At 53.6% G+C, this 22456-nt stretch carries 21 protein-coding genes; 15 read left to right on the plus strand and 6 right to left on the minus strand.

Annotated elements, in window-relative coordinates; all coding sequences use genetic code 11:
- Window positions 1–25: 25 nt before the first annotated feature.
- The 13 genes from AC0YNX_RS25145 (at window position 26) to AC0YNX_RS25205 (ending at window position 14346) form a co-directional block, all read left to right on the plus strand.
- On the plus strand, window positions 26–730 hold the full coding sequence (locus AC0YNX_RS25145) for a copper homeostasis protein CutC (RefSeq protein ID WP_475818442.1): 705 nt from the start codon (window positions 26–28) through the stop codon (window positions 728–730).
- A gap of 21 nt (window positions 731–751) precedes the next feature.
- Complete coding sequence (locus tag AC0YNX_RS25150; RefSeq protein WP_475818443.1) at window positions 752–1624, plus strand: sugar phosphate isomerase/epimerase family protein; 873 nt, start codon at window positions 752–754, stop codon at window positions 1622–1624.
- Between the two features lie 32 nt (window positions 1625–1656).
- The gene (locus AC0YNX_RS25155; protein ID WP_475818444.1) at window positions 1657–2925 is read left to right on the plus strand and encodes an alpha-L-fucosidase; all 1269 of its coding nucleotides are present in this window, start codon (window positions 1657–1659) and stop codon (window positions 2923–2925) included.
- Window positions 2926–3196: 271 nt separating this feature from the next.
- The gene (locus tag AC0YNX_RS25160) at window positions 3197–3766 is read left to right on the plus strand and encodes a DUF1697 domain-containing protein (protein WP_475818445.1); all 570 of its coding nucleotides are present in this window, start codon (window positions 3197–3199) and stop codon (window positions 3764–3766) included.
- On the plus strand, window positions 3763–5415 hold the full coding sequence (locus AC0YNX_RS25165; RefSeq protein WP_475818446.1) for a gamma-glutamyltransferase family protein: 1653 nt from the start codon (window positions 3763–3765) through the stop codon (window positions 5413–5415). Before AC0YNX_RS25160 ends, AC0YNX_RS25165 begins: the two co-directional genes overlap by 4 nt.
- 31 nt (window positions 5416–5446) lie before the next feature.
- Entirely contained in the window at window positions 5447–6616 is a 1170-nt protein-coding gene (locus tag AC0YNX_RS25170) for an acyltransferase domain-containing protein (RefSeq protein WP_475818447.1), read from the plus strand.
- A gap of 76 nt (window positions 6617–6692) precedes the next feature.
- Window positions 6693–7469 carry a DeoR/GlpR family DNA-binding transcription regulator gene (locus AC0YNX_RS25175; RefSeq protein ID WP_475818448.1) on the plus strand — a complete coding sequence of 259 codons (777 nt, stop codon included), beginning with the start codon at window positions 6693–6695 and terminating at the stop codon, window positions 7467–7469.
- An 82-nt stretch (window positions 7470–7551) separates the two neighbouring features.
- Window positions 7552–9303, plus strand: a complete 1752-nt coding sequence (locus tag AC0YNX_RS25180; protein WP_475818449.1) for a class I mannose-6-phosphate isomerase — start codon at window positions 7552–7554, stop codon at window positions 9301–9303.
- Between the two features lie 16 nt (window positions 9304–9319).
- Window positions 9320–10246: an ROK family protein gene (locus AC0YNX_RS25185; RefSeq protein WP_475818450.1), complete on the plus strand. Its 927-nt coding sequence runs from the start codon at window positions 9320–9322 to the stop codon at window positions 10244–10246.
- A 64-nt stretch (window positions 10247–10310) separates the two neighbouring features.
- On the plus strand, window positions 10311–10580 hold the full coding sequence (locus tag AC0YNX_RS25190) for a hypothetical protein (protein ID WP_475818451.1): 270 nt from the start codon (window positions 10311–10313) through the stop codon (window positions 10578–10580).
- A gap of 232 nt (window positions 10581–10812) precedes the next feature.
- Complete coding sequence (locus AC0YNX_RS25195; RefSeq protein ID WP_475818452.1) at window positions 10813–11568, plus strand: phytanoyl-CoA dioxygenase family protein; 756 nt, start codon at window positions 10813–10815, stop codon at window positions 11566–11568.
- 150 nt (window positions 11569–11718) lie between these two features.
- Window positions 11719–13017 carry a glycoside hydrolase family 140 protein gene (locus tag AC0YNX_RS25200; protein WP_475818453.1) on the plus strand — a complete coding sequence of 433 codons (1299 nt, stop codon included), beginning with the start codon at window positions 11719–11721 and terminating at the stop codon, window positions 13015–13017.
- A gap of 138 nt (window positions 13018–13155) precedes the next feature.
- On the plus strand, window positions 13156–14346 hold the full coding sequence (locus AC0YNX_RS25205; RefSeq protein WP_475818532.1) for a PQQ-dependent sugar dehydrogenase: 1191 nt from the start codon (window positions 13156–13158) through the stop codon (window positions 14344–14346).
- Window positions 14347–14437: 91 nt separating this feature from the next.
- On the opposite strand, the gene AC0YNX_RS25210 is transcribed toward AC0YNX_RS25205, so the two are convergent.
- The 6 genes from AC0YNX_RS25210 to AC0YNX_RS25235 form a co-directional block, all read right to left on the minus strand.
- On the minus strand, window positions 14438–15031 hold the full coding sequence (locus AC0YNX_RS25210; protein WP_475818454.1) for a PadR family transcriptional regulator: 594 nt from the start codon (window positions 15029–15031) through the stop codon (window positions 14438–14440).
- Window positions 15032–15037: 6 nt separating this feature from the next.
- Entirely contained in the window at window positions 15038–16645 is a 1608-nt protein-coding gene (locus AC0YNX_RS25215; RefSeq protein ID WP_475818455.1) for an MDR family MFS transporter, read from the minus strand.
- A gap of 758 nt (window positions 16646–17403) precedes the next feature.
- Window positions 17404–17628, minus strand: a complete 225-nt coding sequence (locus AC0YNX_RS25220; protein WP_475818456.1) for a hypothetical protein — start codon at window positions 17626–17628, stop codon at window positions 17404–17406.
- Between the two features lie 46 nt (window positions 17629–17674).
- Window positions 17675–18661 (minus strand): lipoate--protein ligase, encoded by a 987-nt coding sequence (locus tag AC0YNX_RS25225; RefSeq protein ID WP_475818457.1) that lies wholly within the window; start codon window positions 18659–18661, stop codon window positions 17675–17677.
- A gap of 15 nt (window positions 18662–18676) precedes the next feature.
- On the minus strand, window positions 18677–19477 hold the full coding sequence (locus AC0YNX_RS25230) for a helix-turn-helix domain-containing protein (RefSeq protein WP_475818458.1): 801 nt from the start codon (window positions 19475–19477) through the stop codon (window positions 18677–18679).
- A gap of 96 nt (window positions 19478–19573) precedes the next feature.
- Complete coding sequence (locus AC0YNX_RS25235; protein WP_475818459.1) at window positions 19574–20248, minus strand: C40 family peptidase; 675 nt, start codon at window positions 20246–20248, stop codon at window positions 19574–19576.
- Between the two features lie 266 nt (window positions 20249–20514).
- Between AC0YNX_RS25235 and AC0YNX_RS25240 the strand changes: the two genes are divergently transcribed.
- A complete protein-coding gene (locus AC0YNX_RS25240) occupies window positions 20515–21486 on the plus strand; it encodes an ABC transporter permease (protein WP_475818460.1) in 972 nt (323 codons plus the stop codon).
- Window positions 21487–21532: 46 nt separating this feature from the next.
- Window positions 21533–22423, plus strand: a complete 891-nt coding sequence (locus tag AC0YNX_RS25245; protein ID WP_475818461.1) for a carbohydrate ABC transporter permease — start codon at window positions 21533–21535, stop codon at window positions 22421–22423.
- Window positions 22424–22456 lie beyond the last annotated feature (33 nt).

Here is a 22456-nt window from a genome sequence, read left to right on the forward strand (position 1 = left end):
GTTACAACGAGAAAGGAGACTGGCGATGCTGCTCGAAGTTATTGCGCTAACAGGAGAAGACGCCATGACGGCTTCGCGCTTCGGCGCTGACCGGATTGAGCTTGTGTCCGTTATTGAAGAAGGAGGGCTTACCCCCGATGCCGACGTTATCCGCGAGGTAGCAGAGGTATGCACGATTCCGATCCATATTATGATTCGGCCGCACAGCCGGTCATTCCATTATTCGGAACTGGATATAGCGGAGATGATCTGCTCGATAGAGGACATTCGGGCCATGAAGTTGCCGAAGCTCGGCGCATTCGTGCTTGGCGTGTTAACTGACAAGCAGACTGTCGATGAGGAGCAGCTGCAGCGATTGCTTGCTGCTGCAGGGGACGTGCCCGTAACCTTCCATCGCGCGTTCGATGAAGTCCGCGACCAGGCGGAAGCGCTTGATACGCTGATGCTCTACCCGCAGGTGCGCACGGTGCTCACTTCCGGCGGCGTGCCGAATGTGCTGCATGCGAGCGAACGAATCGCGGAGCTGGTCCAGCAAGCGCAAGCGAAAGGCTCAGCGCTTGAGATCTTGGCAGGCAGCGGTCTGACCGTAGACGCAGTGGCGGGCTTCGTGGAAGCGACACAGGTACGCGCGGTGCATTTTGGCTCGGGCGTTCGCAAGAACGGTTCCTCCACGGCTCCAATTGATCCGGAGCGGCTCGCGGACCTGCGTGCCAAGCTGAATCAGCGATAATGAACAAGGAGGCAGCTTAAGATGAAAATCGGACTAAGTACGTACAGTCTGCTCCCGGCGCTCAAGTCCGGAGAGATGACTGTGCTTGATGTTATTCAGTGGATCGCCGACAACGGCGGGGAACATATGGAGATGGTGCCTTACGGCTACACGCTCGTTGATAACTTGGAGCTTGCAGATGCGGTAAGGGAGAAAGCGAAAGAGGTCGGCATTGCATTATCCAACTATTCGATGCCAGCGAACTTCGTGCAACCGACGGAAGAGGAATTCGAAGTGGAGATGGAGCGGGTGAAGTCGCATGTCGACCTCCTTCACCGGATGGGCGTGAAGCATATGCGCCATGACGTGACGGCATTCACGATCCAGAAGGAACAGATGACGATCGCCTGGTTCGAGGAAAGCTTGCCGCTCATCGTGCGTGGAAGCCGGATTATCGCTGATTATGCCGCGCAGTTCGGCATTACGACGACGATTGAGAACCATGGCTTCAGCGTTCAGGCGAGCGACCGGGTGCAGCGCGTGCTGCAAGCGGTTGACCGTCCGAATTTCAAGACGACGCTCGATGTCGGCAACTTCATGTGCGTGGACGAGAATCCGGTCATCGGCGTCATGAAGAACCTGCCTTATGCATCGCTCGTACATTTCAAGGACTTCTACTTCCGTCCGTACGATGCTCCGCCAGGGGGCGGCGATTGGTTCCGCACCTCTCATGGCAATTACCTGCGCGGCGCAATTGTCGGACACGGCGAGATCGAGATCCGCAAAATCGTCAAGCTGATCAGGGATTCCGGCTATGACGGCTATGTTACGGTGGAGTTCGAAGGCATGGAAGAGTGCAAATCCGCTTCCAAGATTGCGATGGACAATCTGCGGACATTGTGGCAGGAAGCATAATCAACCGATTTCAAGGAGGCGTTTACGAAGCGATGCAAACGGAGCAGCTTATCATTCCTAGCGCGAAGCAACTGGCATACCAAGAGTTAGAGTTCGGACTCTTTATTCATTTTGGATTGCGTACGTTCTATGAAGGCTACGCCGACTTCGACGAGCGGCCGATGACGCCTGCCGCCTTCAATCCGGTGGGACTGGACTGCGAGCAGTGGATCCGCACGGCCAAGGAAGCGGGCATGGAATACGCGGTGCTAACGGCGAAGCACCATGACGGGTTCTCGAACTGGCCTTCGAAGTACAGCAGCTTCACAGTCGAAGCATCCCCATGGCGTGATGGACAAGGCGACGTCGTTCGCGAGTTCGTGAATGCTTGCCGGAAGTACGACGTGAAGCCAGGGCTTTACTATTCGCCGTACGATGGTTCTGCGGATTTCTATACGCAGGATGCCAAGGCGTACGATGATTACTTCGTCAATCAGATCACCGAGCTGCTGAGCGGCTACGGCGATATTGATATTCTATGGTTTGACGGCTGCGGCTCGGAGGACCATACGTATGATTGGCCGCGCATTATCGGCGAGATTCGCCGCATGCAGCCGAACATTCTGATCTTCAACATGGGCGATCCGGACTTCCGCTGGATCGGCAATGAAGACGGCATTGCGCCGACTCCTTGCTGGAATGTGGTAGATTCGACGGACTTCTCGATCTATACGGATAAGCTGGATGATCTTGGCGAGCAAATGTGGCTGCCGGCGGAATGCGACGTGCAAATGCGCGCGAACGGTTCCACTTGGTTCTACAGCGACGCCGACGAGCATATGGTGAAATCCGTCGATGAGCTGATGGGGCTCTACTATCTCTCCGTCGGCAGAGGCACGAACCTGTTGCTGAACATCGGACCGAACCGCGACGGCTTGCTGCCTGCCAAGGACGCGGACCATCTGACAAGGTTCGGCGAAGAGATTCGCAGACGCTTCGGCAATCCGATTTCGGCAAATGCAGCCTGGGTGCAAGAAGGTCGCACATGGCAGTACAAGGCAGAAGCATCGCACCTCATCGACCACATTATTATTGAAGAAGATCTCACCGCTGGGGAACGGGTGCGCCGTTTCACAGTGTCGATCATCTCGGCCAAATCACATCGTCCGGTCACGATGTACGAAGGCAGCAATATTGGTCACAAAGCCATTATCCGCATTCCTACTGTTAAAGCAGCCGGAGTTATCTTTGAAGTAACGGAGTGCGACGACGAGCCAATCCTTCGCTCCCTCTCGGTGCACTATGCGGGCGGCGACGTGTAATATGTACAACCCGAGCCTGGCAGATTTCGTCTGCCGGGCTTTATTTTTTTGCTGCATCGGCTAACGGACTGAGGGCACGCTATTGCCGTGATTTTGACACCAAAATGGTTCAAATGCGAAGGATAACGTCGCCTGAGTTCGTTAGAATATCAAATCGAGGGGGAGCAGGAGGAGCAGGGGACTGGGTCGACCTGCTATTTATCCGGTCAATGGAACAGGTGAGTGTGGTAAACTTATCCTAAATCTGTGATAGAAAGCGGTGGATATGAGGATGGCGATTCACATTGCTTTGCTGCGCGGCATTAATGTCGGTGGGAAGAACAAGATCAAGATGGCGGAGCTGCGCGAGGCGCTGGAAGCAAGCGGATTCGCGCGGGTGCAGACGTATATTCAGAGCGGAAACATTCTATTCGAGTCGGAGAAAGAGGAACCGGAGCTGAGCCGTCAGATTGAGCAGGTGATCGAGAGTTCGTTCGGTTTGTCCATTCGAGTCATTATTCGCTCTGCGGCGGAGCTTGAGCATATCGCGGCGAATTGTCCGTTCACGGAAGCGCAGATTGCACAGGCGGAAGCTTCCTGCGAAGGGGAGTGCCTCTATGTGTCGATGATGCTGGAGGCTCCGAAGCCGGAGAAGCTCAGCAAGCTGGAAGCATTCGATGCTGGTGCCGACTTGTGGGCACTTGCTGGCCGTGATCTATATCTGCTGTTTGCGGAGAGTGTCCGGGGTTCCAAGCTCGCCGTGCAGGCGGACAAGCTGAGTCTGCCGACGACGGTGCGCAACTGGAACACCGTGAACAAGCTGGTCTCCTTGGCGCGTGAAATGGAGGGGCAAGCCGTATGAATATGGACAAGGACGAGAACGCGAACTATGACTTGACGCATTATCCGTATGCGTCGAGAAGGACAGCGACCGTTGCGCGCAATGGAATGGTCGCGACTTCGCAGCCGCTTGCTTCGCAGGCAGGGCTTCGCGTATTGCAGCAGGGTGGCAACGCCATCGATGCTGCAATCGCAGCTGCGGCATGCCTCACCGTTGTCGAGCCGACCTCGAACGGCATCGGCGGCGATGCGTTCGCCATCCTCTGGTATAAAGGCCAAATGTATGGCCTTAACGCAAGCGGCGGCGCGCCGCAATTGCTGACGCTGGACGCCGTAAGGCAGCGCGGCTTCGCGGGCGAGATGCCGGCAAGCGGATGGCTGCCGGTCACCGTCCCCGGCGCGCCGGGAGCTTGGGCAAGCTTGTCCGAGCGATTCGGCAAGCTGCCCTTCGCGCAGCTGATGGAGCCTGCCATCGAGTACGCCGATGGCGGCTATCCGGTTAGCCCGGAGCTGAGCGTCAAGTGGGCCCGGGCTTATCAGGTTTGGAAGTCGCGGCGCGACAGCGGTGGGGCTGGGGCGAGTGGAGTCTACGACGAGTGGTTCCGCGTCTTCGCGCCGGAAGGCTTGGCGCCGAGGCCGGGAGAGATGTGGCGCTCGGAAGGTCATGCGCTAGCGCTGCGCGAGATTGCCGCGACGAAGGGCGAGTCGTTCTACCGCGGCGAGCTGGCGGAGCGAATCGACCGCTATGCGCGGGAGAGTGGCGGATTGCTGCGTAAGGAAGATCTAGCCGCATTCCGGCCGGAATGGGTGCAGCCGCTGTCGGTCAACTACCGCGGCTACGATGTGTGGGAGCTGCCGCCGAACGGGCAAGGGCTCGTCGCGTTAATGGCGCTTAATGCGCTGAACGGCATCCCGCTTGGCGACAAAGACAGCGTGGAGACATACCACGCCCAGATCGAATCGCTCAAGCTGGCTTTCGTGGACGGCAAGCACTGCATTACCGATCCGGCGCGGATGAGCGTCAGCGCGGAAGAGCTGCTGTCGCAGGAGTATGCCGCGCTGCGAAGAAGCATGATCGGTGAGGAAGCGCTTATGCCTGAGCCAGGCGAGCTGCCTAAGGGCGGCACGGTCTACTTGGCTGCCGCCGACGGGGAAGGCAATATGATCTCTTTCATTCAGAGCAACTATAACGGCTTCGGCTCTGGCGTCGTTGTGCCGGGAACAGGCATCAGCCTGCAGAATCGAGGGCATTCGTTCTCGCTTGATCCTGCCCACGCCAACGTATTAGAGCCTGGCAAAAGGCCTTATCATACGATTATTCCAGGCTTCCTCACGAAGGACGGCGAGCCGATCGGTCCGTTCGGCGTCATGGGCGCGTTCATGCAGCCGCAGGGTCACTTGCAGGTGATCTCGAATATGATCGACTACAAGCTGAACCCGCAAGCAGCTCTCGATGCGCCGAGATGGCAATGGACTGAAGGCAAGCATGTGCTAGTGGAATCGGAAGTCCCATCCGAGATTGCTGCGGGACTTCAGGAACGCGGGCATCACATTCAAGTAATGATAGATCGTAACGCTTTTGGATGCGGGCAAGTAATCTGGCGGGATCCGAGCGGCGTATTGATTGGCGGGACAGAACCAAGAACGGACGGCTGCATAGCTTCATGGTAATTGCAGCGATAGAGAGGGGACATGTAGCCTGATGGTTAAACATACACAGCAACAACAAGTGGCGGAACCGCTCTGGTTCCTTCAAGAAGCGGAGCTCATCGCAGCGAATGAATGGCTGCAGCTTCCGGTGGATGCTCTCAGCGCACTGACAGCAGCAGCAGCTGAGATTCGCGCAGATGAGACGCTGAGTAAGCTCGCGCAGGAAGGGCGTGCGCTGCTGTTTCCCGAAGACGGAGCAGAAGTTAGCGCCTACCGCGCGGAAGTGTCCGAATGGATCAAGCGTACCGGCGATAAAGCCGCGCTGTTCATCCCGCTTGTCCTTATTAGCGGACTGCCGAGAACGATTGAACAGTACGAACAATACGGCATCCCTGCTGAAATACTCGTCCATACACTGAGCGACTTGAAGCTGTGGATGGAGCATTACTATCGCAAACACGGCAGCTGGGGCACCGATATTATGTGGCTCCATCATCATTTGACGTTTCACTTGTTCCGTCTTGGCAGGCTGCAGTTCTGCCGCAGCTGCTTCAATGGTCATATGGCGGTGCTGCGCAATACGACAACAAGTGAAGTAGTCGTTATGGCAGAGGGCGGCATCCGCTTCCGGAGCGATGGTCTCATCGACGGCACAAGCGGGCGGTTCGAGTCGGGCGATAGCACAGGCGCATGGCAATCGGATCTGGTTATCGACGAATCTGCAATCCGCGGTCATCGCATCGACGCGGACGGCCATGCGAGCCGCGAGCAGACAATCCTGGCGCCTCGCGAGGATTGGGAGATTCTCCTTCGAGACGGCGATGCCGTTCTCGATATTCATATCGCGGCTGACGGCAAGCTGGACATTCGCGAATGCGGAGAATCGCTGCGCGACGCAGGTCAGTTCTTTACACGGTACTTCCCGGAAGGCGGCTTCCGCGCATATGTATGCAACTCGTGGCTGCTCGATTCGCAGTTCAGGCAGCTGCTGGCACCAACTCAGAACATCGTTCAGTTCCTGAACGGGTTTAGGCTCTTTCCTTCTGCGAACGACGGAACGGAAGGATTGAAACGAATCTTCGACGGCCAATTGTATGCCGATTGGACGGATGCCCCGCAGGATACGTCGCTTCGCCGCATCGTTCGGCAGCATATGATGGACGGACAGGCACTGCGCGATATGGGCGGAATTATTTTGCTAGATAGCGCGGTGTGGCAGTAACTTTAGGTAGCTGTTCATTTATGTTAAGATAAGTGAATTAGAATCATATGAACATCAAGAGAGGTATCTATTCTACATGCTGCCATTACAACGCAAACAAGCTGTGCTGAACTATCTGGCGCAGCGCGGTGCTGCAACGATGAAGGAATTGAGCGATCATTTCGGCGTGTCGGAGATGACCATCCGCCGAGATCTGACTTTGCTCGAGCAGGAGCTTCGTGTTACACGCTCGCACGGCGGCGTCATCTACAATGATACAGGAGCGGTGGCCGACGAGCCTGATCTCGCAACGAAGCTCGCGAACAACGTGGATGTGAAGGACAAGCTGGCGGCTTATGCGGCTGAGAAGTTTATTCACAGCTCCTCGGTTAATATATTGGAGAACGGTACGACCGTTTCACGTATGGCGGACTATCTGGGCGCCTATGACAACTTGACTTTGCTTACGAACGGGCTCGACACGCTCAGTCGGATTCGTCCGCTCGCGGTGAAGAAGCATACGATAATTAGCTGCGGCGGCATGCTGCGCGAAGTATCGGGCACATTCGTTGGCCCTGTAGCGGAGGAGTTTTTCAGGCGCTACCACGCAGATACATTATTCCTGTCTGCACTCGGCTATTCTCATGAAGAGGGCTTCACGGACCCGAATCTGATGGATACGCAGGTGAAGAAAGCGATGATGCGCTCCGCAGAGAAAGTCATTATTTTGCTCGATTCATCCAAGATTGGCAAGCGGTTCTTCTCCACCGTAGCCCGCCTTGGCGATATTCATGCTTTCGTAACCGATGACCGGATTACGGACGCAGACAGGCAGACGATTGAAGAGGGCGGGGCAGAGCTGCATATCGTTTAATCCCTCACTTTTACAGATGTCCAATCATGTTAATTTGTGTTATATTGTGATAGGAATATGACATGAAGGAGCTGGACTTTACGTGAAGGCAGCCTACAATAAAGCACCATCCATCACGATACGCGGCTATGACCAAGAAGCATGGTCTGGCTATGAAGCGATCGGGCACACCTTATCAGACGCACTCGCACGAGTAGAAAAAGAGAAAACCGTTGTCGTCATCGAATGCTATCCCGGCGTAAGACAACATGAAATTATAGACGGACTGAGCGATGCGCTTCGTCCGTCGCTTGTCGTTCAAGCAGAAGAAGCGGCTCTGAACCCCCGTGATGTCGATGCCAAAGTCGAGCGCTACATGACCGATGATCGTGTGTTCGGCTATATGACGCCGTTCGCCATTCAAGAGTTTTATGATCCAGAGCGAATCGCTGAATTGCAGAAGCAGATCACAGCGGTAGAAAGCGGGGTTATCCTCGTTATCGGCTTCGGCGCTTCGCTTATCACGCAGGGCGATGTGCTCGTCTACGCTGACATGGCGAGATGGGAGATTCAGCAGCGTTACCGCTCGAAGGAGTACGCGAACTGGAGAACAGCCCACAAGGAAGAGGATATTTTGCGGCTTTACAAGCGCGGCTTCTTCTTCGAATGGCGGATGGCAGACCGGTTAAAAAGATCTTTGTTCAACGAGATCAACTTCTACCTGGACACGAATACGCAAGACGAGCCTAAGCTGCTCTCGAAGAGTGCACTGTTTGCTGGGCTTTCGCAGACGGTAAGCCAGCCGTTCCGGCTTGTGCCGTATTTCGATCCCGGTGTATGGGGCGGCACTTGGCTGGAGGCAAACATTGAGCTTCCGAAGAAGCCGCATCCGTATGCATGGGGCTTTGACGGCGTACCGGAGGAGAATAGTCTCTACTTCGACTATGGCACGATTCGAGTTGAGCTGCCTTCCATTAATGTAGTGTTCTTCGAGTCGACCCCGCTGCTTGGGGAGAAAGTGTATTCGCGCTTCGGTGCGGAGTTCCCGATCCGGTTCGACTTCTTAGATACAATCGGCGGGCAAAATCTTAGCCTGCAAGTGCATCCGACGACGGACTATATCAGGGAGCAGTTCGGTATGCCGTATACGCAGGATGAGAGCTACTATATTCTCGAAGCTTCGCCTGGCGCAGAGGTTTACTTGGGGTTGAAGGACAATATTGAGCCTGAGGCGATGCTGGCCGATTTGCACAAAGCACAGGAAGGCGGCTTTACTTTCCCAGCGGAGCAGTATGTCAACGTCTATCCAGCGGCCAAGCATGACCACTTCCTAATTCCAGCAGGCACGGTCCACTGTTCAGGCGCAGGCTGCATGGTGCTGGAGATTAGCGCGACGCCGTATATTTTCACGTTTAAGCTGTGGGATTGGGACCGGCTTGGCCTTGATGGGAAGCCTCGGCCTGTTCATGTGGAGCATGGCTCCAAGGTTATTCAGTGGGATCGGAAGACCGACTGGACGACGAGCAGCTGCGTAAGTGTCGTCGAGACGATTGCGGAGGGAGAAGGCTGGAAGGAAGAGCGTACTGGCCTGCATGAGCTGGAGTTCATCGAGACCAGAAGGCATTGGTTCTCCGTTCCTGTTCTTCATGAAGCGAACGGCAGCGTGCATATGCTGAACCTGATTGAAGGAGAAGAAGCCATTGTGGAAAGTCCTGATGGTGCATTCGAGCCGTTCATTATCCGCTACGCCGAGACGTTCATCGTGCCGGCATCCGTCTCTTCCTATACGATTCGCCCTTACGGTGCTAGCATCGGCCAAACCATCGGTACGATCAAAGCGTACGTGCGAGCATAGGAGGCGGATTTAGCAGATGAGCCGTGACATAATATTGGCTTTCGATGTTGGCGGAACGCAGATTAAAGCCGCAGCGATGCGCGATGGCGAGATCATCGCCTCGACCTTCGGACACTATGATTCTCGCTCGGAGCTTGAGGCAGAAGCGATTATTGCTCATTTTGTCGACATTGTGGTCGATTTGCTGGAGCGCGGCGGGCTATCGGAAGAGTCGATAGCCGGATTCGGGCTCGCCTTCCCAGGACCGTTCGACTATGAGCGAGGCGTGTGCCTCATTCAAGGGCTTAGCAAATTCGAATCGTTGTACGGGCTGAACATCGAGGAGTTGCTGAACGAAGCGATTCGTTCGCATGCGCAGCTGGGCGGACGATTAAGTCCAGAATTCCGTATCGTCTTCGAGAACGACGCGGCGTTGTTCGGACTTGGTGAAGCGAATGGCGGCGGCGAAGCGTTTGGCGTGGAGCGAGCAGTATGTTTGACGATTGGGACAGGGCTTGGCTCCTGCTATCTGGAGCGGGGACAGCTTGTGAAGGATCGCAATGGCGTGCCGGAGAACGGCTGGCTGTATGCGGAGCCTTACGGCAACCGGATCGCGGATGATTGCATCTCGCGAAGAGGCGTATTGCAGTTGGCGCAGGAGATGGGAATCGCGCTTGAAGGCAGAGATGTTCGCGAGCTGGCGGAGGCTGCCGCTTCTGGCGATGCGGCTGCTCTGCAGCTGTTCGATCAGTTCGGCCGGCGGATGGCCGTCATTCTCGGCCCGGCGTTCGGGGCGTACGAGCCGAATCGGATCGTGCTCGGCGGCCAAATCGCGAAGAGCGCGGACTTGTTCGCTCCGGCGTTCAAGGAAGGGCTGCTGGCGCAGGGGATAATCGCGCAGCTGCGGGTAAGCTCGGATACGTTCGCGAGTACGTTCAGAGGCATTTATCATTTGGTTAAATGAAAGTTGTGCCGTGATAGTGTGTAGAGAAACCCACGTTTTTCATCAAAACGGTGGGTTTTTCTTATTGTCAGGAATGCTATCCAGATTTCGGCGGCGTGGCGAGGCTGAGAGTGCAAAAATTGAACTCTCAGCAAGGAAAACGGCTGTTTGGCGCTCTGAGAGTGCAAAAATTGAACTCTCAGACTGGAAAGCAGCCGATATTGGCAGCGTGGCGAAGCTGAGAGTGCAAAAATCGAACTCTCAGCAAGGAAAATGGCTGTTTGCTGCTCTGAGAGTGCAAAAATTGAACTCTCAGATTGAAAAGCAGCCGATATTGGCAACGTGGCGATGCTGAGAGTGCAAAAATCGAACTCTCAGCAAGGAAACCGACTGTTTGCTGCTCTGAGAGTGCAAAAATTGAACTCTCAGACTATCTAGGCTTTCCCGACAGCCTGAAAGTGGAGAAGCAGGAGAGACTGCTTCTCCACTTTTTTGGTTTAAAGAGAGAATATGCGTAATATTGCAGTACTGCGACTCGTCCTCATCATGTAAATTAGAAATAAAAGGGAATGCGAGGAGGCTGTTCAATGAAACTGACCCACAAGCAGAAGCTGTCGATGTTAAACGATGGATATATTCACGTCCCCGGTGTTATCCCGAAGATCATGGTGGATCAAGCGGTCAAGCATATTAACCACGGAGTTGGTGAAGGGATGCCGTCTGAGCGGATGACGAACTTCCGCGCGCAGTCGTATTGTCCTGATCTGCAGGACAAGTCGCCGATTACGGGACTCTATAATGACACGCCTGTGAAGTCGCTCGTTGAGGACTTGCTTGGCGAAGGGAAGAGCTTGCCTGTCGGCGGCGGCCAAATCGCGCTCCGGTTCCCATCGCTGCAAGACCCGCCGGCTGTGGCGCGTCCGCATCTGGACGGGATGTACACGCCGCACAATGGAGTAAAGGAAGGAACGATTGGCAACTTTACGATGCTTGTCGGCGTTCTGCTCAGTCCCGTGCGCGAAGAGTTCGCCGGCAACTTTACGGTATGGCCCGGCACCCATGTATCGTATGAGCAATACTTCCGTGAGCATGGACCGGAAGCACTGTTAAACGGCATGCCGCCGGTTGCGCTGCCAGAGCCTATTCAAACTAAGGGAGAGCCGGGGGATGTCTTCCTCGTGCACTATCAGCTGGCGCATAGTGTAGCGGCGAATGTGTCACCTTGGCCGAGGTACGCGATCTTCTTCCGAGTGAAGCACACCGAGCACGGCATCGACTGGAAGGCGCCGATGACTGATATTTGGCTGCACTGGCCGGGCATTCGCGAGATAACGAGCAGATGAATCTAGCGAACTGAACCTAGCAAGCTGAACAAGCTCCCCTTCATAATTGTATACATATTGTACTCATCTAAAATGTATGCTAGTCTAGCACTATCAAGTTGAATTGTATTCTATTTCTACCCTAACGAACCGGGAGAGTGAGTGCGGAGAATGGAAGCTTTGCAGCGGTTGAAGGTCAGTGAGAATAAACGATTTTTGGTGAATGAGGATGGTACGCCATTCTTTTGGCTGGGAGATACGACATGGGAGCTGTTTCATAAGCTAAGCCGTGAAGAAGCGGTAGAGTATTTGCACAATCGGGCGGAGCTGAAGTTCAATGTCGTTCAAGCCGTCGCGTTATCGGAATTCGAAGGGCTGACGACGGACAATTACTACGGGCGCAGGCCGCTGAAGGTGAACGCGGAAGGCCAGTATGATCCGACGTTACCTGATACCGATGGCGATTACCATTATTGGAATCATGTCGATTATATTGTCGATCGCGCTGCGGAGCTTGGCATCTATATTGCGCTTCTGCCAACTTGGGGTGACAAATATAATTTGGCCTGGGGCAAAGGGCCAGTCGTGTTCGATGGGGACAATGCGCGCGTGTATGGCAAATGGCTTGGGGAGCGTTACAAGGATCGCTCGAATATTATCTGGGTGCTAGGCGGGGATCGCCCTCTGCATACGGGGCTTCATTTTGACGTGAATCGCTCTCTAGCTGCGGGCTTGTCGGAAGGGGATGGCGGCTCGAATCTCATTACGTTCCATCCATGCGGCAACACATCATCGTCTTTCCATCTGCATAATGAGCGCTGGCTGGACTTCAATATGATCCAATCCGGCCACCATGAGCAGATCCGCGTCAATTACAACCACATCAGCGCAGATTACGCGAAGACGCCGGTGAAGCCGACGCTCGACGCCGAGCCTTGCTATGAGGATCACCCGATTAACTTCAAAGAGGCGAACGGTTATTTCGACCAAGCCGATGTTCGGCAGGCTGCCTATTACGCCGTCTTCTCCGGCGCATTCGGGCATACGTACGGACATCACAGCATTTGGTCGATGACGACCGAACAGACGCCGTACTTCATCATGCATTGGCGTGATGCGTTGAATCGTCCGGGAGCTACGCAGATGCAGCATGTACGCGAGCTGATCGAGTCGCATTCGTTCCTCGACCGGGTGCCGGATCAGAGCTTGCTTGCTGCTAATCTGCAAGGCGCCAACTACATGGTTGCGACGCGCGGGGAGCGGTACGGACTTATTTACAGTCCGAACGGATTGGCTTTCACCGCTGTGCTTAGTCGATTGAGCGAAGGTCGCGTTAGCGCTTCCTGGTTCGATCCGCGTACAGGCCAGTATAGCGAAATCGGCGAGTACGAGGGCAGCGACGAGGTAAGGTTCACGCCGCCGACAAGCGGTAGAGGCTGTGATTGGGTGCTGGAATTAGTTATTCAATAAGACATTGGCTGCCGGCTATGCCCGGCGGCCTTTTTGCTTTTATAGAAGATGGATCGTTTGGTTGGGTAACTATAGCCTGTCTTGATTTCCAGTTTCTTACTATGCAATGATTACAGTAGTAGGAGGTGGTGGAACGTGATGAGAATGATATACAGTTTCGCATATGCGCTATTGCTCAGCTTGCTTCTGACTGCATGCCGTGGGGAGCCGGCAGTGAAGGAGACAAGCAGCGAACAACCGCAGCCGCCAGCGATTAAGCTGGAGACAATTGTTCCAGAAGGAACGCTCGACAATCCGATTGGGGCGGTGAGCGAGAATGGGCTAACGAGCAGCTTGAAGGGCCAGTTATTCGTGGTGGAACAGAAAGGGAAGATCGTCATGCTCGATCCGGCGCATCCGGATTCTGAGCCGAAGACGGTGCTGGATATTCGGGACCGGGTCTACTCGGACGGGAATGAGCAGGGGCTTCTGGGGTTAGCTTTTCATCCGAAGAAACCCGGTATCGCTTATGTGAACTATACGACGGAGACGCATTCCGTCATCGCCAGGTACGTGATGAAGGACCCGGAGCATCCGGAGCTTCTCGATCCGAAGAGCGAGGTCATTCTGCTGACTTACAAGCAGCCGTTCGCGAATCATAAGGGCGGACAGCTTGCTTTTGGCCAGGATGGGTATTTGTACATCGGGACAGGCGACGGGGGCAGCGGCGGCGATCCTTACGGCAATGGTCAAAACAAGCAGACGCTGCTCGGCAAAATATTGCGCATTAATGTAGATGTCGGCGGGTACCAAGGCAAAAAATACACCATTCCGGCGGACAATCCGTTCGCGGACGGTAAATCTGGCGCACCGGAGATCTATGCTTATGGACTTCGCAACCCATGGCGTTTCAGCTTCGATCATGTGACGGGGAAGCTATGGGCAGCCGATGTGGGGCAGGACCGTCTGGAGGAGATCGACATCATCGAGAAGGGCGGCAACTACGGCTGGAATGTGATGGAGGGGAACCTCTGTTATAAGCCCAAAGAAGGGTGCGAGCAAACAGGGCTGATCGAGCCGATCTATACCTATGGGCGGAAGCTTGGCGTCTCGATCACAGGCGGCTTTGTCTATCGCGGTTCAGCGATTCCCGCTCTGGATGGCTGGTACATCTACGGCGATTATGCGATGGGCACGATCTGGGCGCTTCGGCAGGAGTCGGATGGACGTGTGCGGAATGTGACGCTGCTGCAGTCGGGAGAGCTGATTACTTCCTTCGGCGTCGACGCAGCGGGCGAGCTGTACGTATGCGCGCAGAAGGGCAGCTTGCTGCGGATTGTTCAAGGGTGAGTATAAATAAAAAAAGTGCCGAGAAAGTTCCCAGCCTGGGGACTTTCTCGGCACTCCGATGCCGTCGAATGTAATCGACGGCTTTTTTATGCTATTCATCGATACCATCTTCGATCTCGATGTGCCTCTTCTTGATGTGCTCGGCAAATAACTCTCCGGAGCGTGCATCAGCGAGTACTGTGGTGAGCCATTGCTTCTCTGTCTCACCGAACAGGATGAAGCCTTGAATCATCAGCTCTGAACCGCGCGGGATGGCGCCTGCCTTCAGCTGAAGGACGGCATTCATCCGGTCGATTCGAGCTTCGCAATCGCCAAGCTGCTTCACGATCAACGCCTCGACCTTGGCAGGGTCGCCATGGCGAATGAAAGGCATCGTGAGGAAGACAGGGTGCTGCGGGAAGGAACTTAGATTAAACTCGGCATGAAGCAAGTCTTGAAAAGACGCTTTGCCTGCTTCGGTTATCCGGTAAATCGTCTTATCCGGCCGATTGTCGCCAGGAACGGAGACGACTTCCGCCGCCTCGATTAATCCATCCTTATGCAGCTGGTCAACAGCGTAATACAGCGACCCGTCGCGAAGCTTGAAGCATTCATTCCAATTGCGGTGTTTGATCGTTTGACGAATATCATAAGGGTGACGCTCGCACTCCATCAATAGCCCCAGGATTAAGAGCCGCATGGACATTGGCTATTAACCTCCGTGGTAAGAAGGTTCAGGCTTGCCTGCCCCTTCGCCTTTCGGTCCCTCAGGACCTGGCTTGCCTTGTGAGCCTTGCGGGCCGCCGGCAGCTTTGCCGATTTCGAGTCTTGCGCGGCCGAGCAGGAGTGCAAATACAATTGCAAGAACCGGCAGGATGACGGACCATTGGAAAATAAAGATGATGGAGTCTGCGAGTTTGCCTAACAATATATTGACGACTTCATTGGAAAGCCCCATTTGCTTTTGAATGACAGGATCCAAGAGCGCCTGGCCGCCTTTAATCTTCTCAGCAACCGCTGGGTCCATATTCGGAATGGCTTTGACATCGGACTGGAATGCCGACTTCTGGAGCGTACCGAATACCGTTACGCCAAGCGCGGAACCAATCGTTCTGAAGAACGTGATCAGCGATGAAGCCGATCCTTTGTACTGCGGCGGTACTGCATTCAGTGTCGAAATGTTCATAAGAGAGAACGATACGCCGATGCCGAGACCGACAATAACCATAAAGCATGTGATGACTAAGCGGCTTGTTTGGTCATCCATTACGAAGCCGAGCAGCGATGTGCCGATAATTAGCGTCAGTGCTGACAGCAGCATAACCTCACGGTATCTGAATTTTGTCGCGATCCGGCCGCCAATCTGGCTGCTCAATACGACCCCAAGCATCATCGGCGTAAGTACGCTGCTTGTTTCCGTAGCCGTCTTATGGAATACCCCTTGGATAAAGATCGGGATGTATGTTGCTGCTGCAATCATTACGCCGCCGTACAGCAAGCTGATTCCCATGCTGCCTGTTACGACATTGTTTTTGAAGAGAGACAGCTGGATAATCGGGTCTTTCGCTTTGCGTTCTACGAAGAGGAACCCGATGAGCAATACAGCGGAAGCGACGAACAGAGAGATTGTTTTTGCCGAATCCCATGGCCAGTTGTCCGAACCGCCAAGCTCAAGACCGAACATGAGGAACAGGATGCCCGCCGTCAGAACGATGGCGCCTGCCCAGTCGATCACTTGCTTGCGTGTATTGCGAGTTTCATGGTAAGCCTGTGTGATGAACAGTACAGCAAGAATGCCAATCGGCACGTTAATGTAGAAAATCCAGCGCCAGCTGAAGCTGTCTGTAATCACGCCGCCCATTACAGGACCAAATACGCTTGAGATGCCGAATACGGCACCGAATAGTCCCATCATTTTGCCGCGTTTCTCAGCAGGGAAGATGTCAAAAATAATCGTGAATACGATCGGCATAATTGCACCGCCGCCGATACCTTGAATCGCGCGGTAGATGATTAGCTGATCCATGTTTGTTGCCGTGCCGCACAGAATCGATCCTAACATGAACAGGATGAGACCGGATAGGTAAAATCTTTTGCGTCCGTACATATCGGACAGCTTGCCGAATATCGGCGTCGATACGACCATGGCGATCATGTAGGCGGAATAAACCCAAATAAATTTATCAAAGCCGCCGATTTTTTTGATGATCGTAGCCATTGCGGTTGATACGATCGTCTGATCGAGCGCCGCCATAAACAGCCCGAGCAGCAAACCGGCAATGACGAGCTTAATGTTACTTCTCTTGGCGTCCACTTTCATTCTCCTCTCGCAGTTGCGTGTAGTGATAATAACTCAAATTTGAATAGCCCTTCACTATTATACTCAAATTTGAGTTTCTCACAAGTGAATTTGAAGTAAATCTGGTTAGAAATTATTTTGCCCGGGTAGAGGGCGGGGAATTCGGGGAGCTGTGTGTGTGAAAAAGGGCGGCGGAAGTTGACTTCGGGCGAAGCGTTTGGAGCAGGCTATTACAGCTGGAGTGGGAGTGAAGAGGTCCAGTAGACCAGCTACATGGGTGGAGAATGGCTCGAAAAGTTGAAGAGGTCCATCAAACCAGCTATATCGGCGGAAAGTAGCTCGAAAACGTCGAAGAGACATTCACGGCAAACCAGCTAAACCGGCAAATGTGTATCCCCCAGTACTACACATTCACGGCAAACCAGCCAAACCGGCAAATGTGTGTCACCCAGTGATACACATTCACAGAAAACCAGCCAAACCGGCAAATGTGTGTCACCCAGTGATACACATTCACAGAAAACCAGCCAAACCAGCAAATGTGTGTCACCCAGTGATACACATTCACAGAAAACCAGCTAAAACGGCAAATGTGTGTCACCCAGTGATACACATTCACCGAAAACCAGCCAAACCGGCAAATGTGTGTCACTCAGTGATACACATTCACGACTAACCGACAAACCAATCAAATGTGTATCCCCCAGAGCCACACATTTTCCCAACGACAACAAAAGAGCCCACGCAGCGCATCAACTGCGCCGAATGGGCTCACTAACTTACTCATTCTCAACTACTCGTGCAACTGGCCCCGAACAGGTGCGGCATTTGCCTCTTAGCAGAAGGCCGTGCTTCTCTTTCTTGATGCTGTAATCGACGATTTCCACAGCTCCGCTGCAGTTGCCGCAAAATACGTTGCGTAGCAGCTTCTCGCGTTGTTGCTCCGGAATGGCTTTCCAAACCTGGAATGCTTGGATGGAGGTGACGTTGTCCTGCTTCGACATTGAATACTCACTCCAATTCGAGTTTATTACGTTCCTCAGACTACTCTTAGAACAACAGTGCAAGCCATTCTTCCCGATCAACGGGGCCAAAATAATCCGTCAAATCCACATCTGCAAGCGCCGCAGCGACATCCGCCGCATTATAGCGCACGCCAGCGAGCCGCGAAGTGACATCGCTCACTTCGCCGGTGCCGAAGAAGTCGCCGAAGACGGATGCTTCGGCAATGACGCCGTCCTTCACATCGAGTCGCACGTCGAAGGTGCCGGCTGCAAGTCGCTTCACTTGGCGCACATTGAACGCCGGGGAACGACCGTAGTTCCAATCCCAGCTGCGGTACCTTTCCTCCGCGAGCTGATCGACTGCCGCAAGATCCGCCTCTGTTAGCGGGTAAGTCGGAATGTCTTTGCCGCCGAAGATGGACTCCAGCAGGAAGGAGCGGAACTGCTCCATCGTCATCGGCTCCTGCAGGAACTCGGCAATATTCGCGACGCGGCTGCGGACGGACTTCGTCGCCTTCGATTCGAACTTGGCCGGGTTCGGCTTCAAGGCCGACACAATCGAGTCGACTTCGGAGTTGAACAGCAGCGTGCCGTGGCTGAACATGCGGCCTTTCGTTGCGAACTGCGCGTTGCCGGAGATTTTGCGCTCGCCGACCTGGAGATCGTTACGGCCTGATAGTTCAGCATTAACGCCAAGTCTGCGCAGCGCCTCCACGACAGGCTCGGTAAACTTGCGGAAGTTATGGAACGACTTGCCGTCATCCTTCGTGATGAAGCTGAAGTTCAAGTTACCCAGATCATGATAGACGGCGCCGCCGCCGGACAGCCTTCGAACGACATGAATGCCGTTCTCCTCCACGTAGGTCGTGTTGACTTCTTCGGCGGTATTCTGGTTCTTGCCGATAATGATGGATGGTTCATTAATGTAGAAGAGCAGGAAATCTTCGTCTCCTGTCAGCTTGCGAAGCGCATACTCCTCAAGCGCAAGGTTCCAGGCGGGATCGTGATTGCCCTTATTATCGATAAATTGCATTGCAGATTCCTCCATTTATTTGACCGTGACCGTTCCCCAAGCGGATTTGCGAATTTCAGTCGGGGTGCTGCCGGTCTGTTCTTTGACAAGCCGAGACAGGTGAAAGGCCGTCTTGAACCCGCAGCGAGCCGCAATCTCGCCAACCGCGAGGCCGGTCTGCGTCAGAAGCTCGGTCGCCTTTAGTACGCGATAGTGCCATAGATAACGAATCGGCGTCATCTGATTGTAGCCGTGAAACAGCCGAACAAGATGTTCCGGCGAGACCCCGGCTGCGGCAGACAGCTCTTGCAAGGACATTTCCTCGGCGTAATGCAGCTGCACATACGCAAGTGCAGCCCGAATGCTCGGATGCAGCTCTTGCAGCTGCTTCGTCTCCGCGATACGCGCGGCGAAAGATTGAAACGCCGCATACCCCAGGCTCACCATTAGCTCACTATGGTTCAATCCATCTTCCTTCATCGACAAAATCATATCTGTAATCGTATTGAGCGCTTCCGGAATCGGCATGCTAAAGGGAAGGCTGTCCAAATAGGCGATCTCGAATTCATTAAGCGCCTCCATGGATAGGGCAATCCAGCGATGCCATGATTCCTGCGTCTTCGCGAATGCAAAGTATTCCTGGTGCTGCGGTTTCAGCAGGACAACTTGTCCGGGCTTTACGTGATAATGAACGCTGTCAATTGTCAAGTCGAGCTCTCCGGTGTGAAGCAGCACAAGCTGTATATCCTGCTGTACGCGTGGACCATGCGTACCGCGGGGCGGATAAACGATGGTGCCCGCGTGAATGGATGTTATTTTGGCATAAGGCAGGTTCATCGTTAGTTCCCAGCTCCTTATCTCCATTATAGCGATATCGCCCTGAAACAGGAACAGCCCGGCGATAGCCGCCAGGCTGCTTATCAGTATATTCAATTAATAAACCCGTTTAGCGCCGGCATAGCGCGGACCCCAATATGTATTGTCGAGCTGCTGGACGTAGACGCCCTTCGAGGATATGGCCGAGATAAACGAGCCATTGCCCATATAGAAGCCGACATGATCGACGGCGCCAGTCGTTCCGATCCGGAAGAAGACTAGATCACCTGGGCGCAGCATGGATCGGCTCACGGTGCTTCCCTGTGTGAACAGATTAGCGGCGGTAGTCCGCGCTTGAGAGACGCCGTATTTATTGAACATGAAGTATACAAAGCCGGAGCAATCAAAGCCGGACGTGCTGCTCCCGCCCCAAGCATATGGAACGCCTATGTAATTCGAAGTATCCTCTATCAGCTTCTGCTTCAAGAGCGCATGATTGATGGCATCTCCAGTGACTGGGCCTGCAAGTCCGTCAGCCGGTAGACCGTAATTGCTTTGGAAGGCAAGAACGGCATCACGCGTAACGGTACCGTAATAGCCGGTTGCTCCATTGTAGTTGAAGTAATTCAAGGCTTTCAGATTATTTTGCAGCGTTGTGACGTTAGCGCCTGTCGTACCAATGCTCATAATAGCGGCGCTTGCGTGTGCTCTGCTAATCAACGGTGAAGCGCTGCTCGCTGCTCCTGTCAGAATGGTGAAGGCGGCCGCGGCTAGCAATAGTTTCTTCCTCATGTAAGTCCTCCATCCAAGATTGGGATAAATGTACCTATTCTTTCTCAGCATCTTGTTCAGCATACCAGCAAACATACGGGAGAGATAAGCTGCGTTTTGCTGGAAACAAGTTCGCCAAACTATACTTTGGAAGATCATGCTCAGCTTCTCGGCTGGGCTTTTTATGCTGGGATGTCTCGTTTCTAAGGTCGAATCATACGGTTTGTAAGGTTGTTGGTTGTGCGGCAAGACAGCATACTTAAGGTGTAGCCAAGAAGGAGGGCATCATGGGAAAAATAATGACCGATTCACCGCCGCCTGCCCTTGAGCGGCCGATCATAGCGAAGCGAAGAACGTTCTGGCGAACGATGTACTTGCAGCGTTACTTGCTCCTGATGACAGTACCCTTCGTCCTATGGGCGCTCGTCTTCTCTTATGGTCCGCTCTGGGGCTGGATCATGGCATTCCAGAAATATAAGCTAGGCCTTGGCATCTGGCACAGTCCCTTCGTCGGTTTCGATAATTTCAAGGAACTGTTCAAGGACGATGACTTCTACCCTGCGCTGCGCAATACGTTGGTTATGGCTGTCATGAATTTGGTGACGGGATTCGTTGGGGCGATTGTACTAGCCCTCATGCTGAATGAAGTGAGGAATAAGCTGTTTAAGCGGACGATTCAAACGATTACCTACATCCCGCATTTCGTCTCCTGGGTCGTTATCGCGAACATCGTCATCACGTTCCTGTCGCCGGACGGGGGCATGATCAACAGCTTTCTAATGAAACTCGGCATCATTCATGAGCCTATATATTTCATGGTAAAGGAAGGATACTTCTGGTATATCCAAACAGCAGCGAATTTATGGAAGGAAATTGGCTGGAGTACGATCATCTACTTGGCGGTGCTCGCAAGCTTGAATCCCGAGCATTACGAGGCAGCAGATATCGACGGTGCAACCCGGTTTCAGAAGATGCGTTACATCTCTCTTCCCGGTATTATGCCGACCGCGTTGCTCCTGCTGATTATGTCGCTTGGCTGGCTCGTGCAGGGGGGCTATGAGTCGCAATATCTGCTTGGCAACGATGTGGTCAGCGGCCATTCTGAAGTCCTTGATCTCTATGCGCTGCGTTATTCGACTGAAATCGGCGATTTCTCCTATGGGGTCGCGATCAGCATTTTCAAATCAGCTGTTTCTATTATTCTTGTCGTCTCCGTTAACTTGCTTGCAAGAAAGACTAGAGCAACGCGGCTATTCTAGATCGAGAGAGTACTTCCGCCCGCAATATGTTTAGGAGGATTCGCCCATGCTTCGGGATCGCTCATTCGGGAATTATGTGTTCACGACTTTTAATGCGCTCGGCCTCGCATTGCTTGGATTTGTCACGCTCTTCCCGTTCATTCACTTGCTTGCCATTTCGCTTAATGAGCCGCTTGATATGATTAAGGGAGGCATTACGTGGTTCCCGCGCAAATGGTCTGGGTTCAATTACGAATATGTCTTCAGCAACAAGAACTTGTTCCAAGCCGCGTTCGTCTCCATAGCGAGGACGGTCGTCGGGACGTTCTTCGGAGTTGTGTGCACAGCGATGATCGCTTATGCGCTGAGCCGAAGAGAGTTTTACTTCCGCAAGCCTTTCAATCTGTACTTCGTGCTGACGTTATATGTCAACGGCGGTCTCATTCCAGGCTACCTGCTCATTAAGAACATCGGCCTTATGAACAGCTTCTGGGTGTATATTTTGCCCATTCTGGTTAGCGCTTACAACGTTATGATTATGCGAAGCTACTTCGAGCAGCTGCCCGAGGGGGTTGTAGAATCAGCCAAAATCGACGGTGCAAACGATCTGCAGACGCTTTTCCGCATCATCGTGCCGATTAGTATGCCTGTTGTGGCGACAGTTACTTTGTTCATCGGTGTACAGCATTGGAATTCCTGGTTCGATAACTATTTATATACCAGTCGGAGCGAAGCGCTCAGCCTGATGCAGTATGAATTAATGAAGGTGCTGTTGCAATCCGTTAATCAATCAGCGGTGACCGCCAGTTCATTGAATGCGAACAACGTTGCCCAGCTGAGCCCGCAGTCCATCCGTGCCGCACTGACGATCGTCGTGACCGTTCCGATTCTGCTCGTTTATCCATTCCTTCAGAAATATTTTGTGAAGGGAATCACGATGTCTGCCATGAAAGAGTAAGAGGCTCATCTCATCGGTATCAACCGCGGGTAA

This window comes from Paenibacillus sp. J31R98, assembly GCF_056269245.1.